Raw genomic sequence first — 13,063 nt, 5'->3', positions numbered from 1 at the left:
AGAACGCGATGATCCCGTATAAGCTACCCGTCACTGACGTCCCGCCAGTCCGGCGCCGTCGAGAATTCGCTCGAGGAGAGGTCGTCGAACGCGGCGTAGACGACCTCGGTGAGCGCCGGGTGGACGTGAACGGGCTCGGCGATGTCGTCGACGGTTCCCCCGCCGTCCATCGCGGTGACGACCTCCTGGATCAGCGTCGAGGCCTGCGGGCCGACGATGTGACTGCCCAGAATCTCGCCGTCGGGCGCTGCGAGCACCTTTACGAACCCGTCGTCGGCGTTCATAATCATCCCAAGCGGCGCGGCGTCGAAGGGGACCGTCGTCGACTCGTACTCCCGACCGTTGTCCTTGAGTTCGCCCTCCGTTCGACCCACGCTGGCGACCTGCGGCTCGGTGAAGACGGCGTGGGGCATCGCGCCGTAATCGACCGCCCGGTCGGCGTCTTCGAGGAGGTTCGCCGAAACGGTCTTCGCCTCGTAGTCCGCCGCGTGTTTGAACGGTTGCTCGCCGACGATATCGCCCAGCGCCCAGACGCCGTCGCAGGTCGTCTCGAGCCGGTCGTCGACGACGACGTACTCGCCGTCGTCGGTCTCGACGCCGGTCGCCTCGAGGTTCAGCGTGTCCGTGTTCGGTCGTCGTCCCGTCGCGAGCAGCAGGTCGTCGGCCTCAAGGTCGACGCTGTCGCCGTCACCGTCACCACCGTCCTCGCTCGGTTCGGCGGTTACGACGACGCCCGAATCGTTCTCCCTGATTTGGGCCGCCTCGTAGCCGGTGTAGACATCGCAGTAGCGCTCGAGCGACTCCGTCACGACCTCGCCGACCGCCTCGTCCTCCCGCGGAACGAGGCCCTCGCTGCGCCCGACGATAGAAACGTCCGTTCCTACCGCGGCGAAGAAGTAGCCCAGTTCGGCGCCGATGTAGCCACCGCCGACGACAACCAGCGAATCGGGCTGTTTGTCCAGGAAGAGCGCGTCATCGCTCGTGAGGAAATCCACGTCCTCGAGACCGTCGATCGGCGGGATCATCGGTCGACTCCCGACTGCGAGGACGACGCTGTCACCCCGGACCTCGGCGTCGCCGCCGTCGTTCAGATCGACCTCGAGCGTCCGCTCGTCGACGAACCGGCCCTCGCCGCGGTAGAGCGCGACGTTCTCGGCCTCCTCGAGGCTCGCTTTCTGGTGGTCGGCCTTCTCGTAGACCGTGTCGTGGATCGCCGCCGTCATCTCGTCGTAGTCGACGCCCTCGAGCACGGCCTCGACCCCGAATGACTCGGCGCGGCGGGCCGACTCCGCGATATCTGCGCGGTGGATCAGCGCCTTCGAGGGGACACAGCCCCGCGTGATACAGGCGCCGCCGAGCGGGCCGCGCTCGATCACGGCCGCCTCGAGGCCCCGTTCAGCGGCCGCCGTCGCGACCTGACTGCCCGAACCGCCGCCGATCACGACCAGATCGTACTCGTCCATACGTGTGTCGACCACGGATGCAGGCGTAAAACCGAGCCCTGCGACTCGAGGGCATCCGTCCCTCGGAGCCGTTGTGCGCGATTGAACCGGCCGCGAACGTCACGCCCTCGACCGTGAGTTCGCGGACGATCGCCCGCAGCACGGGCACGAGCCGGTTTCGGTGAGCGTTCGTGCTTCCCGGAGAAGTCCTGGAGCGTATCAGTAGATATAATGCGGTTTCTTTATCCAGAACATCGTCTGAACTGAATCAGATAATTCACTACGTACGGATGCGAATGTATCAGTGAACCGGAGCGGTTAGCGACCACTGGCCTGATCGCCACGCAGCGTGAGACAGGTACTGGAAAGGCGGGCCACCAGCCGATCCTCCTCGTCATGGATGTCGCATTCAACGAGTCCAACGGTCCGACCTCCCGAAACAACGCGTCCTGTCGCCGTTAGCGTCGCGTCCCATACTGGACGGAGGTAATTCACCTTCAGTTCCAGCGTTGTGAACGACTCGTCTGATTCGAGCGTGCTTGCGTACGCGTACCCCATTGCCGCATCTCCCACGTCACAGAGGACTCCACCGTGGAGCGTCCCCATCGGATTGGCGTGCTGCGGGCCAGCCTCGAACGTCATCACCGCCTCACCGTCGCCGACGTCGGCCACGTCGAACCCGATTAGTTCCGCGATGGGCGGGTTGGTCTCCGTCGGCTTTGTCATCGGTGAGCGCATCTCACTATCTCGGTTCGTGTACATCTCGATAGAGTCTCGCTGTCGGGCGTACTCTTCGGCGAGGGATGCGAGTGATTCGGATGCTGTCGTGCCGTTCTCGTCATCCAGTCGTTCGTATACGTCGGCAGGCAATTCGACCGTCACCGAGTGGGTGTCAGCGTTGTGCACACCGATGGGATTGTTCAGATGGGAGGTAACTCTATGGTTGCGTATGCGCAACTCTCTGCGCTCTCCATCTGGAATAGCGCGAAAGCTGTTTGAATACTCGGCGTTTGATATTGCGTATGCGCGAATATATCTTCGCCGCCGAGTACAAGCGCGGGGCCGACCCGTTAATGGATGTGTTCATCGACAATCAGGACCTCGTCGGTCGGGCACTGCGCGTCTCAGTATCCGACGCGGGGTTGTGGCGCGTCGACCGATTCACCGGTCCGAGCGAAGCGTTGGAGCGCTTGGAAGCGGTCGTGACCGACCCCACAGTGTGCAACGAATGTCTCGGAGTGCATCCGAACTGTAGCTACGAGAGCGAGTACGAGGTGGTTGAGGACGGCTCCGAGAGTCGCCTCGTCTACGCGTACACCACCGGCGGACGCTACTGTCACTCCGTCCCGCACCTCGTTGCTCGGACGCTCGGCGAAGGGCCACTATTCGATGCTCGGCGACGTGGGAACGTCTACGAGTGGCGCGTTCTCCTCCCCGGGGAGGCTGCTGGCGGGGAAGTATTCGACCGTCTCCAAGATGGACTGCCTGATGGCGTCAACCTGTCGCTGAAACAGGTCGGGACACCGTCGTCATGGTCGACAGTCGATGTCCCGACGTCGACGCTCTCGCACGACCAGCGCCGTGCAATCGAGATGGCCATCGATCTCGGCTACTACGAGATGCCACGAGCCGCCTCGCTCGGCGAGGTAGCGGATGCCCTCGATATTCCGAAGTCGACGCTCCGGTACCGGCTCCGTCGCGCAGAGCAATGGATGACTGAACAGGTCTTCAATGAGAGTCAGTTGCCTGCGGCCAGTACCAACCGAGTCAGTCCCGAGTGATACACACACCACCTATACTGAACACGATTTTCACGAACCACACTGAATAAAGAAACCGTATTACCATCCACTGGTATAGGAAATATGATGATTATGCCCGCGTGCGGGACGCGTCGTCACCGCGGGCTTCCGGCGGTCGTCGTTACTGCGAGCTACTGGCGTGCCCTCGACCCTGTTTTCGGCCGCGTCGTCCGACGATCCTGATCGGCGCCGTTCCCGCGAGTCCGTGCGCGCCGTCCTCGCTTCGCTCCCACTCGAGGCGGGCGGTCGATTCGTCGCCGTCGAACCCGGCGTCGGGGGCTGGGAACAGCAACAGGAGATCGTCCCGTCCGTCGCCGTTCATGTCGACCGCGTGGCCGCCGTGCATCGGTCGCGCGCCGTCGCCGCCTTCCACGACGTCGGGGGCACCGAACCGGTACCGGACGTCCTCGCTCGTCGGATCGAACTCGTCGGTCCGCAGGACGGCGACCGGGATCACGCCGCAACTGTTCGGGTTGATCGGCGCTCGCTCGGTGCCCGGCTTGACGTCGATCTCGAGATCGGTCGGGAAGTGCGCGGCGGCCTGGCCGCCGAGCGTCGCGATACCGAGGGCCGTCGCCGCCAGCCCCGTTCCGCCTCGAAGCACGCGCCGGCGCGCCATCGCCGAGTCGGTCGTCGAGTCGCTTCCGCGCGGTGAATCGGATCGTGTCTGGTCCATGCGACAATAGACTCGTTCACCGCAGGGGGGGATAGTTACTCTGGTGCGTCTATCGAAAGAATTGCTGTGCGCGGAGAACGGTTCTTATTGTCGACGCTATGTGTGTTGGTGCTGGTTGGCAACACGATTCCACTGACGACCCTATCCGGCTATCACTGCCACACTTACAGCCAATCGTCGCCTGTATCGTCGTCCGTCGCCTCCCGATAGGATCGCACCGCTTCCGCGAGGTTCCGGACGGCTTCCTCCGGCGTCTGGCCCTGGCTCGAGACGCCGGTGACCTCGTCGTCGGCGATGTGGAGGCCGTGTTCGGTTTCGCGCATCGTGACGTCGGCGTCCTCGAGCGCCTCGTACTCGCTGGGATCGGCGTCCGCGTCGGAACTCATACGCGGACGTTGTTCCGGTCGGGTGAAATACTCACCGACGCCGCCTCGGGTTCGTCTCGTATCGACCGTGATCTCGTCTCGGGATTCCGTTCGCGCCGTGTAGAGTAGAAAAAGCCTTTAACGCCATCGCCCCGTAGACTGAGCAAATGGTACTCGACGATCTCGGGAGTTCTCTGCGGGGCACCTTAGATAAACTCCGCGGGAAGTCACGCATCAGCGAGGAGGACATCGAGGAGATCGTCAAGGAGATTCAGCGCTCCTTGCTCTCCGCCGACGTCGACGTCTCGCTCGTGATGGAGCTGTCGGACAACATCAAGGAGCGAGCGCTCGAGGAAGAACCGCCGGCCGGGACGCCGGCGCGGGACTTCGTCCTCCGCATCGTCTACGAGGAACTGGTCGATCTCATCGGCGACTCCACCGAGTTGCCCCTCGAGGAACAGACCATCCTGCTCGCGGGGCTGCAGGGGTCCGGTAAGACTACCTCCGCCGCGAAGATGGCGTGGTGGTTCTCGACGAAGGGACTCCGGCCCGCCGTGATCCAGACCGACACCTTCCGCCCCGGCGCCTACGAGCAGGCAAAGGAGATGACCCAGCGCGCGGAGGTCGACTTCTACGGCAACCCGGACAACGACGATCCCGTCGAAATCGCCCGCAAGGGCCTCGAGGAGACCAGCGAGGCCGACGTCCACATCGTGGACACGGCGGGTCGCCACGCGCTCGAGGACGAACTGATCGACGAGATCGAAGAGATCGAGGACGTCGCCGACCCCGACACGTCGCTGCTCGTCCTCGACGCGGCGATCGGGCAGGGTGCGAAGGATCAGGCCCAGCAGTTCGACGAGTCGATCGGGATCGACGGCGTCGTCATCACGAAGATCGACGGGACCGCGAAGGGTGGCGGCGCCCTGACCGCAGTCGACCAGACCGATTCGTCGATCGCGTTCCTCGGGACCGGCGAGGAAGTCCAGGACATCGAGCGCTTCGAGCCCGACGGCTTCATCTCGCGGCTGCTCGGTATGGGCGATCTCGGCCAGCTCGCCGAGCGCGTCGAGCGCGCCATGGAGCAGACCGAGATGGAAGAAGAGGACTGGGACCCCGAAGACATGCTCCAGGGCTCGTTCACCCTCCACGACATGCAAAAACAGATGGAGGCGATGAACAACATGGGGCCGCTGGACCAGGTGATGGACATGATCCCCGGCTTCGGCGGCGGGATCAAGGACCAGCTTCCCGACGACGCGATGGACGTCACCCAGGACCGGATGCGCACGTTCTCGGTAATCATGGACTCGATGACCGAGGCCGAAAAGGAGTACCCGAAGGCCATCGGCGCCAGCCAGATCGAGCGCATCGCCCGCGGCTCGGGTACGACCGAGGAGGAAGTTCGGGAACTGCTCCAGCAGTACAAGATGATGGAGAAGACCATCAAGCAGTTCCAGGGCATGGGCTCCGAACAGGAGATGCAGCGCATGATGAAACAGATGCAGCAGGGCGGCGGTGGCGGCGGCGGAATGGGCGGAATGGGGCCGTTCGGCTGATCGCGACGCGATCCTCACTCAACTCACCGCCGATCAATTCTCCCCTCTAGCGTGTTCGTTTCGGACTCGAGACACGTATTGTCGGCTGCCACTACGTTCATGTTCCTCTAGACGTATCCTCGAGTCGATGAACCGTCGGCAGTATCTCACGCGCACTGGTATCCCCCTCGCCACGCTGGTCGCAACGGCCGGTTGTCTCGACGATCTCCCCGGTAGCGCTTCGAGTGGCAACTCCGTCGCGGTCGCCGATCGGACCGGCGACCGCGAACTCGACCGCGCCGTCGGCGAGTTGAACGAGGCCGCCCTCGCCCTGTTCGCCGCGGACGACTTCGAGGCGCCCACCGACGTCGAGTTCGATCCGGACGAACCGACCGAACGGATCGAGAGCGCCCGCACGCACCTCGAGACGGCGGCGGACGAACTGGGCGACGACCGCGAGTCCGAGATCGAACTCCTCCGGACGTACGCCGCCGTCCTCGAGCGACTGGTCGACGTGACCGAGACGGTCACCGACGAGACGCTCGAGGAGGACCTCGAGGCCGTCTTCGAAGCGATCGGGGGCGATGACGACGAGAGCGGCGGTGACGATACCGCGGCCGACGATAACGACGACCTCGAGGCGGCGTCCGAGACGATCGACGAGCGAACGGGCGAGTTCGCGGTCGCCGAGACGAAGCACGCGGAGGCGGCCGCCGACGTCGAGTCGTTCGACGAGGCGTTCGAGCGCCTGGTTCGGATCGATCCCGCGGAACTCGCGGACGGCGTCGCGGCGCTCGGCGACGCGGTCGCGTCGCTCGTGACCCTCGGCGACGGACTCGAGTCGCTGCTCGGCGGCTACGAGGGCCTGCAGACGGGCCGCGAGCACATGGAGAATCGGGAGTACGGGAAGGCGGAAACCGCCTTCGGGAACGCCGAGTCGACCCTCGAGACGGCGACGACGACCTTCGAGGAAGACGAGGAGCCGCCGAGCGGGATCGCCGAGCACGTCGAAACGGCGACCTGCCAGAGCGAACACCTGGCTGACGCCGCGGGGTCCTTCGAGGAGTGGGCGATCGCCGCGTCCGACGGCGATCGTTTCGCGGCTCAAAATCACAAGGAAGCGGGCGAACAGGCGCTCGAAGACGCTCGTAACTGTACATAACCGCGCAATCGATCGGATCGGCGATTCGCAACGGCTTGGACCGACGGTCCGCAATCGACTCGAATTGCCGATCCGCAATCGCCTCGAGTTAGTGGACCCGGTTCAGCGTTGCCGCTACTGAGAGCGTTCCCGTTGCGTCGTCAATCGTGGGCCACCGGTTCGTCTTCGGCCGCCGCTTCCGGCGGGAGGTCGTCGACGAGGACGACCGCGTCGCCGTCGAGCACGGTCGTTCCGTCGCCGTCGGTGACGGTCGTCTCGATCCGGTACTTCGAGCCGCCCAGATCGTCAACGACCTCGCAGACGGCCATCACGCGGTCGTCGATCGGCACCGGCGCGAGGAAACTGCTCTCTTGTGACAGATAGATCGTCAGCCCCGGCAGGCGGGCGAGCGCGGCGCTGATCAGTCCGGTGGCGAGGACGCCGTGGACGATCCGCTCGCCGAATCTGGTTTCGGCCGCGTAGGCCGCGTCCAGATGCAGCCGGTTCGTGTCGCCGCTGATCTCGGCGAACGCCTCGACGTCGCTCTCCGAGATCACCTTCGAGAACCGGGCGACGTCGCCGACGTCGACGGTCGACTCGTTGTCGGCGCGGTACTCGAACGTCCAGTTGTCGCGCTCGTACTGGGTGTCGGTTCGCACCCGTTGTCGCGGGCGATCGGCCCCGAGTCCCCCCGTCCGACGGGCGAGGTGCGGGACGTAGTAGCTGAGTTCCGTCGTGGTGAGGATACCGACGAGGTCGCCGCCCCCGTCGCCGTCGACGACCGGGAGGTGTTCGAAGCCGGACTCGCGCAGGACGGCCACGGCGTCGACGATTGACGTGTCGGGCGCGATCGTCTCGAGGGGCGCCGACAGCACGTCGGTCAGTTCGACGCTGCCGAGGTCGGTGCGTTCACAGAGGTGTTCGAGGAAGTCGCCTTCGGTTACGATGCCGATCGGCGCGCCGTCGCGGACGACGACGACCGAACTGACGCCCTCGTCGCGCAACAGCGTCGCGGCGCGAGAGGCGGTGGCGTCCGGCGGGGCGGTGACGACGTCGGTGACCATGATCTCCGAGACGGTGATCGTGTCGTGCATCCTCTCGACGTACGTGTCGGTGGCTTTTCACTCCCCGCCCGTCGTTCGCTCGTTGGCGATTGGATTCCAGTTGGAATACATGCAATTATATTGCAGGCGAGCTTCGTTCGGAATATGTCTCGATCCACGACCGCAACCTGGCTCGACTGGCGCGATCCGGCAGTCGGGGGACTCGGCGTGCTCCTTCTCGTCAATCTCGTGATGCTCTCGAGTGCGGTTCGAGACGGATCGCTCGCGGACGTGAGCATCAGTCTCGGAGTCTGTTACGCGATCGTCGTCGCGATGATCGCCGTCAGTCGCGGGCTTACCGACCGCGACGGGCAGAAATTCGCCTTCGCCGGTGGTGTCGCGCTCTTCGTCGGGATCGCGTTCGCCGTCTCCGGAACGGCCGAATACGCGGCCGTCTCCGCTGGACTCGGGACCTGCTCGGTGTACTATTGCTTCCGGTTCGTCAGAACTGGGTGAGTCGCAGTCGACCACCGTCGACTCGACATCGATGGGTTGGCGACTCGAGACCGCCGCACGTGACTTAGGCGTCGACCGGGCGGCCGTCCTCGGTCGGCGGCGCGATGTGATCGATGTACTCCTCGACGGTAGGATCCTCGACGCGGACGCGGACGCTGATTTCGCCGAGTTCGTCCGGTTCGCCGACCGAGAAATTGATCCGATCCTCGAAGGCCGCCTGCTTCTTCAGCGCGAAGCTGAACGTATCGCCCTCGCGGTTCGCGAAGAACTCGCCGCGGGCGGTATCGAGGATCTCCTGTCGGTGGAGCAGATCGGAGAAGTGGTCCATCGCGTGCGCTTCGGCCCTGACCTCGCCGAACTCCTCCTCGAGGTCGGCATTGGGGAAGACGTTGGCCACGGCGTCGACGACCCGACTCGTGACTTCGGTGTCGTAGATCGGCGCCGTGATCTCGACGTCGACGCGGTAGATGTCGGTCATGGGTCGGTCTTCGAGACGGAGTCGGGTGTCGGTTCCGATTCGGAGCCGGGGCCCTCGCGGATGATCGCCTCGACGCGCTCGTGGAAGGTCTCGAGCGAGTCCGTGTTTTCGATGACGACGTCGGCCCGGTCCATCGCGTTGTCCATCCCGAAGCCGCGCTCGCGCTCGTCGCGGGCGGCCAACCCCTCGCCGCCGTCGCTCTCGCCGGCGTCCCGGCCGCGGGCGTCGATGCGCTCGGCCCGCAGTTCGAACGGCGCCTCGATGCTGACCAGCGTGAACGCCTCGCCGAACCGCTCCTCGAAGACGTCGACCTCGGTGTCCGACCGAATACCGTCGACGAGGACGGTGTCGTGGTCCTCGAGACGGTCCTCGATCATCGGGAGCGATCGCTCGGCGATCGCGGTCGGTCCGTTCTCGTCGCGCAGCGCCTGCGCGACCTTCCCGTGGTCCTTCGTCGGGTCGAGTCCCCGGTCGGTCGTCTCCTGGCGGACGACGTCGCCCATCGTCACCACCGGGATGCCGTGTTCGCGCGCGACGGTCGCGGCCTCGCCCTTCCCGCTGCCGGGCAGTCCCACCGTTCCGATGACGTGCATCGGAGAAACGTATCGGCGAGACGTGCATAAGCGCTGTTGTTCGTCGCTCGAGCCCACCGAGATTGCGGCGGACGAAACGGTTGGATTGCGATCAGCAAACGTCCGTCGGTCACGGGTATCCGACTCGCTCACGGTGCGCGACGCGCCCCGCTCGAAGCAGGTCGTCGCCGTGCTCACGTCTGCACCCGCGACCGGACGCGTGGCGGTCGTACCCTCCACCTTGTCCGGTGTGCAACGGCGGCGACGAGTGCAACCGTTCACTCGGCTCGCGTTACGACGGATAATTCGATACAAGCCGGACTAACAATTCGAACCGACTGTCGCCGTTATTTAGCAGTCGATCATCGCCGTCGACTGCACGCTATGACAGCTCCGAAACTCGACCGACGACGGTTCGCCGCGACAGTTGGTGCCGGCGCGATCGCTGCCCTCGCCGGCTGCAGTGACCTCGGGTCCGAGGAGAACGAATCCAACGGCGAGGACGGCGGGTCCTCCGACGGGAGCGACCCCGCCGCGAACGAGACGGGCGACGAGTCCGGCACCGGCGAAAACGGCGACGCCGCACCGGGTACGGGCGCGAACGACTCCGAAGACGGCGGCATGTCCGGTCCGAGCGCGGACGAGAACGACTCCGCGGGCGTCGAAAACGAGTCCGGCGCCGGCGAAACCGAATCGGACAATCCGTTCAGCGACAACGCCAGTACCGAGGACAACGAGTCGGACGCGGAAAGCAACATCTCCGGCTAGAATCACTATTAGAACGGAAGACGGTCGCCATCTCTCGGCTTTTTTCGCGGTTGTCTCGGACCGTACCGACAGCGTGCGGTCCGTCTCCGCTCAGCGGTCCCGTCCGGAGTTGGCTCGCGGCCAGTACTCCTGCTGACTCGAGCGCAGTGCTTCTTGTCGGCTGGTGGCTGAGTTTCTTCCGGCCACCCTCGCGGCCCTCTTCGCGGCGACGACCGTCGGCCATTCGGTGGCGATCTGGCTGGTCGACCGGTTGCCTTCGTCACCTCGCTGTACCGGTTTCGCGGGAAGCTACGGAGAATCCACACCGCTTATACCGATCCGACATGGATTCCTACTCGAGGGCGCGTAGCTCAGTCCGGAAAGAGCGTCGGACTTCTAATCCGACGGTCGTGGGTTCAAATCCCATCGCGCCCGTGCAGCGAGGAACGCAGTGACGAGCGAACCGGCACGTGGGATTTGAAGTAGACGGCGGCGAGCGGTAGCGAGCCGACGGCGTCGTTCAAATCCCATCGCGCCCGCTTCTGTCGCGACTAATCCGTGAGCGACAGTAGTTTTCTTCGAGGAATTTCACTCCGTCAGGGGTCGGCGACGGTCAAGTCTGTCTCCCCGATGCTGACGTATTCGTCGCGCTCGTCGCGTTCGACGTCGATACGGAGCCGCTTTTCGGGGAGCGCGTTACCGGTCGTCAACTCGAGGACATCGTCCGAGTCGATCCCGTCGTCCCACTCGTTGACGTACTCGCGGCTGGCGGTGTACGCCTCGCCATATCGGCGTCAGTGTAGGCGACCGTATCGCCGATCCGAACCCTGGGACCCGATAGATTACCGCTGACGTTCGTCGTCGTGATTCGGACTAGTTCGGCACCGTCGACCGTTCGGACGTCAAACCCGAAACTCCTCTGCGGACGGGACGGTGGCGATCCGGTCACCGGCGGTTCGAGACAGCCGGCGGTACCGACGATAGCGGACGTCGTCAGCAGGTTGCGCCGGGCTCGCATTAGCGGGGTACTCGCTTTCTCAACAAGGATAGTTGAATGTTTCCGATACACTAATGCCGGCCACTAACGTTAAATAGAATGTCGGCAGTGCCGGACACCGGCATCACAGTGGGGATCGGGGGGAAAGACATCGATCATCGCCACGCGCGACGATCACCAATCCCCGCTGCCGACGCGCGTACACCCTTTAGTTTAGTACCTATTTGTGCCTCGAGTCCGCTCGCGTAGTGATCAGTGCACTCGAGGAGGAGAGTGATGAGAGGAAGCGATCCGTTACCGCGGCAACAGGGAATCGCCACATCCTCCCCAGCCGATTCGCTCCCGTCACTCACCTGCACTGATCGCCGAACGACTGCCGTACTTGGCTCGAGGCTAATTCAGGCCGGCGATACAACCCCCTCGAGCCCTAGCTTCCGATATGGACGACACGGCCGTCGACACCACCGCGTACGACGATTCGATCGCCGGCGTCGACTCGTTCGCCGAGCACGCACAACGGCGCGCCGAAACCGAGCGCGAGGCCGTCGAGTGGGCGATCGACGAACTCGAGTCGATCATCGACGAGCAGGGCATCGACCTCGAGCCGCTGCTCGAGTACGGCCGTCGCAGCCAGGAGAGCTTGCCGGATCGCCACCGGCGAGCCTACGAGGCGATGGCCGACGTGTTCGACGTCGATCCGGCAGTCTACGAGGTATACGTCTTCGCCTATTCCGAGCTGTGCGAGGAACTGGCCGAGGGAGAGGGTCGCTCGGAGAAGCATCCGAAAGGGGTCGGTAGCGAAATCGGAGAGGGGTGTACGAACGCGCTCGTCGCGCCGCCGCGAGTCGAGTCAGACGGCGGGATCGATACGGGCGCCGACACCGGTACCACCGGCCCGCTGGTGCTCAAGAACCGCGACATCGCCGGCCGAGGCACGCGCCCGAAGTCGATCGTCGAGCAGCCGCCGGTCGACGACTACTACGGGCTCCTCACGATCGACACCTGCGGGACGGTCTCGATGTTCAAGGGCGTCAACGATCAGGGGCTGGTCGCGGCGAACACGTACATCGACTGCGAAGGCGAGGGCGAGGACGTCACCCCCGAAACCCGACTACGAAACGGCACCGTCATCCGCATGCTGCTCGAGGAGTGTGCGACCATCGAGGGCGCCCGCGAGTTCCTCGAGTCCCGGCCCACGCGTCGCTTGATGGGCCAGACGCTGTTTCTGGCCGACGACACCGACGCGGTCCTGCTCGAGGTCAACCCCGCGGCCGAGCGGATCACCGCCGACGACGACTCCGTCGTCACCCGGACGAACCACTTCGTGTGCTCGGCGTCGGCCGAAGCCGAGAGTTCGACGAAACGTCGCCAGCGCGCGCTCGAGTTGCTCGAGGGCGACGAACAGTTGGACCGCGAGGACCTCTGGCGGTTCGCGCGGGACCACGCGAACGGCCCAGGGGACGACTCGATCTGTCGCCATCCCGAGCCCGAGACAGACGAACCCCACGCCTTCGGACAGTTGACGACCGCGAGCAGCGCCATCTTCGAGGGTGGGTCGCCGGCGATCGAAGCCGCGATGGGCAATCCCTGCGAGGCCGAGCGCATCCGCTGTACGTTCGGCGACGAGATTCCGACCGACCTCCGGACCGGCCAGCGGTGGCTCGACCGCTTGCACTGAGTCGCACTGCGTCGCGGCGTGATTGCGGGTTTCCGTTGCTATTCGCTCGTTCGAGCGACGAGTCCGAT

The 13,063-nt window shown here is 64.8% G+C and carries 13 protein-coding genes and 1 tRNA gene; 7 read left to right on the top strand and 7 right to left on the bottom strand.

Annotated elements, in window-relative coordinates; genetic code table 11:
- Positions 1–23: 23 nt before the first annotated feature.
- Positions 24–1,463 carry a dihydrolipoyl dehydrogenase gene (locus EH209_RS15725; protein WP_126663812.1) on the bottom strand — a complete coding sequence of 480 codons (1,440 nt, stop codon included), beginning with the start codon at positions 1,461–1,463 and terminating at the stop codon, positions 24–26.
- Positions 1,464–1,760: 297 nt separating this feature from the next.
- The gene (locus EH209_RS15720) at positions 1,761–2,399 is read right to left on the bottom strand and encodes a PaaI family thioesterase (protein WP_211338372.1); all 639 of its coding nucleotides are present in this window, start codon (positions 2,397–2,399) and stop codon (positions 1,761–1,763) included.
- Between the two features lie 65 nt (positions 2,400–2,464).
- Here EH209_RS15720 and EH209_RS15715 point away from each other — a divergent pair, with 65 nt between their 5' ends.
- Complete coding sequence (locus EH209_RS15715; RefSeq protein WP_126663811.1) at positions 2,465–3,223, top strand: helix-turn-helix domain-containing protein; 759 nt, start codon at positions 2,465–2,467, stop codon at positions 3,221–3,223.
- Positions 3,224–3,365: 142 nt separating this feature from the next.
- Here EH209_RS15715 and EH209_RS15710 read toward each other — a convergent pair whose 3' ends face one another.
- Together EH209_RS15710 and EH209_RS15705 are read right to left on the bottom strand one after the other, a co-directional pair.
- Positions 3,366–3,920 (bottom strand): hypothetical protein, encoded by a 555-nt coding sequence (locus tag EH209_RS15710; protein WP_126663810.1) that lies wholly within the window; start codon positions 3,918–3,920, stop codon positions 3,366–3,368.
- 164 nt (positions 3,921–4,084) lie between these two features.
- Positions 4,085–4,306 (bottom strand): type II toxin-antitoxin system HicB family antitoxin, encoded by a 222-nt coding sequence (locus EH209_RS15705; RefSeq protein ID WP_126663809.1) that lies wholly within the window; start codon positions 4,304–4,306, stop codon positions 4,085–4,087.
- Between the two features lie 146 nt (positions 4,307–4,452).
- Here EH209_RS15705 and EH209_RS15700 point away from each other — a divergent pair, with 146 nt between their 5' ends.
- Both EH209_RS15700 and EH209_RS15695 read left to right on the top strand, forming a co-directional pair.
- Positions 4,453–5,844, top strand: a complete 1,392-nt coding sequence (locus EH209_RS15700; protein ID WP_126663808.1) for a signal recognition particle protein Srp54 — start codon at positions 4,453–4,455, stop codon at positions 5,842–5,844.
- A 127-nt stretch (positions 5,845–5,971) separates the two neighbouring features.
- Positions 5,972–6,985, top strand: a complete 1,014-nt coding sequence (locus EH209_RS15695) for a hypothetical protein (RefSeq protein WP_126663807.1) — start codon at positions 5,972–5,974, stop codon at positions 6,983–6,985.
- A gap of 140 nt (positions 6,986–7,125) precedes the next feature.
- Here EH209_RS15695 and EH209_RS15690 read toward each other — a convergent pair whose 3' ends face one another.
- Positions 7,126–8,058 carry a CBS domain-containing protein gene (locus EH209_RS15690; protein WP_126663806.1) on the bottom strand — a complete coding sequence of 311 codons (933 nt, stop codon included), beginning with the start codon at positions 8,056–8,058 and terminating at the stop codon, positions 7,126–7,128.
- Positions 8,059–8,172: 114 nt separating this feature from the next.
- On the opposite strand from EH209_RS15690, the gene EH209_RS15685 reads away from it, so the two are divergent.
- Positions 8,173–8,523, top strand: coding sequence for a hypothetical protein (locus tag EH209_RS15685; RefSeq protein ID WP_126663805.1), 351 nt, complete (start codon positions 8,173–8,175; stop codon positions 8,521–8,523).
- 64 nt (positions 8,524–8,587) lie between these two features.
- Here the strand turns inward: EH209_RS15685 and EH209_RS15680 are convergent, their stop codons facing one another.
- Entirely contained in the window at positions 8,588–9,001 is a 414-nt protein-coding gene (locus EH209_RS15680; protein WP_126663804.1) for an RNA-binding domain-containing protein, read from the bottom strand.
- Positions 8,998–9,594 (bottom strand): AAA family ATPase, encoded by a 597-nt coding sequence (locus tag EH209_RS15675; protein WP_126663803.1) that lies wholly within the window; start codon positions 9,592–9,594, stop codon positions 8,998–9,000. The genes EH209_RS15680 and EH209_RS15675 overlap by 4 nt, the downstream gene beginning before the upstream one ends.
- A gap of 363 nt (positions 9,595–9,957) precedes the next feature.
- Between EH209_RS15675 and EH209_RS15670 the strand changes: the two genes are divergently transcribed.
- The 3 genes from EH209_RS15670 to EH209_RS15650 all read left to right on the top strand — a co-directional run bounded on the left by EH209_RS15670 (position 9,958) and on the right by EH209_RS15650 (position 12,995).
- Positions 9,958–10,341 (top strand): hypothetical protein, encoded by a 384-nt coding sequence (locus EH209_RS15670; protein ID WP_126663802.1) that lies wholly within the window; start codon positions 9,958–9,960, stop codon positions 10,339–10,341.
- Between the two features lie 339 nt (positions 10,342–10,680).
- Positions 10,681–10,755 (top strand) — tRNA-Arg (locus EH209_RS15660).
- Positions 10,756–11,756: 1,001 nt separating this feature from the next.
- Complete coding sequence (locus EH209_RS15650) at positions 11,757–12,995, top strand: C45 family autoproteolytic acyltransferase/hydolase (RefSeq protein ID WP_126663801.1); 1,239 nt, start codon at positions 11,757–11,759, stop codon at positions 12,993–12,995.
- Positions 12,996–13,063 lie beyond the last annotated feature (68 nt).

It is taken from the genome of Haloterrigena salifodinae (assembly GCF_003977755.1).
Classification (GTDB): Archaea; Halobacteriota; Halobacteria; order Halobacteriales; family Natrialbaceae; genus Haloterrigena; species Haloterrigena salifodinae.
This window is presented reverse-complemented; position numbering and strand designations above follow the sequence as displayed.

What these genes read in the sequence shown, in the direction of transcription:
- EH209_RS15675 (WP_126663803.1), bottom strand. Translation starts at nt 9,594, where the DNA reads ATGCACGTCATCGGAACGGTGGGACTGCCCGGCAGCGGGAAGGGCGAG.
- EH209_RS15700 (WP_126663808.1), top strand. Translation starts at nt 4,453, where the DNA reads ATGGTACTCGACGATCTCGGGAGTTCTCTGCGGGGCACCTTAGATAAA.
- EH209_RS15680 (WP_126663804.1), bottom strand. Translation starts at nt 9,001, where the DNA reads ATGACCGACATCTACCGCGTCGACGTCGAGATCACGGCGCCGATCTAC.
- EH209_RS15705 (WP_126663809.1), bottom strand. Translation starts at nt 4,306, where the DNA reads ATGAGTTCCGACGCGGACGCCGATCCCAGCGAGTACGAGGCGCTCGAG.
- EH209_RS15715 (WP_126663811.1), top strand. Translation starts at nt 2,465, where the DNA reads ATGCGCGAATATATCTTCGCCGCCGAGTACAAGCGCGGGGCCGACCCG.
- EH209_RS15685 (WP_126663805.1), top strand. Translation starts at nt 8,173, where the DNA reads ATGTCTCGATCCACGACCGCAACCTGGCTCGACTGGCGCGATCCGGCA.
- EH209_RS15690 (WP_126663806.1), bottom strand. Translation starts at nt 8,058, where the DNA reads ATGCACGACACGATCACCGTCTCGGAGATCATGGTCACCGACGTCGTC.
- EH209_RS15710 (WP_126663810.1), bottom strand. Translation starts at nt 3,920, where the DNA reads ATGGACCAGACACGATCCGATTCACCGCGCGGAAGCGACTCGACGACC.
- EH209_RS15670 (WP_126663802.1), top strand. Translation starts at nt 9,958, where the DNA reads ATGACAGCTCCGAAACTCGACCGACGACGGTTCGCCGCGACAGTTGGT.
- EH209_RS15725 (WP_126663812.1), bottom strand. Translation starts at nt 1,463, where the DNA reads ATGGACGAGTACGATCTGGTCGTGATCGGCGGCGGTTCGGGCAGTCAG.
- EH209_RS15650 (WP_126663801.1), top strand. Translation starts at nt 11,757, where the DNA reads ATGGACGACACGGCCGTCGACACCACCGCGTACGACGATTCGATCGCC.
- EH209_RS15695 (WP_126663807.1), top strand. Translation starts at nt 5,972, where the DNA reads ATGAACCGTCGGCAGTATCTCACGCGCACTGGTATCCCCCTCGCCACG.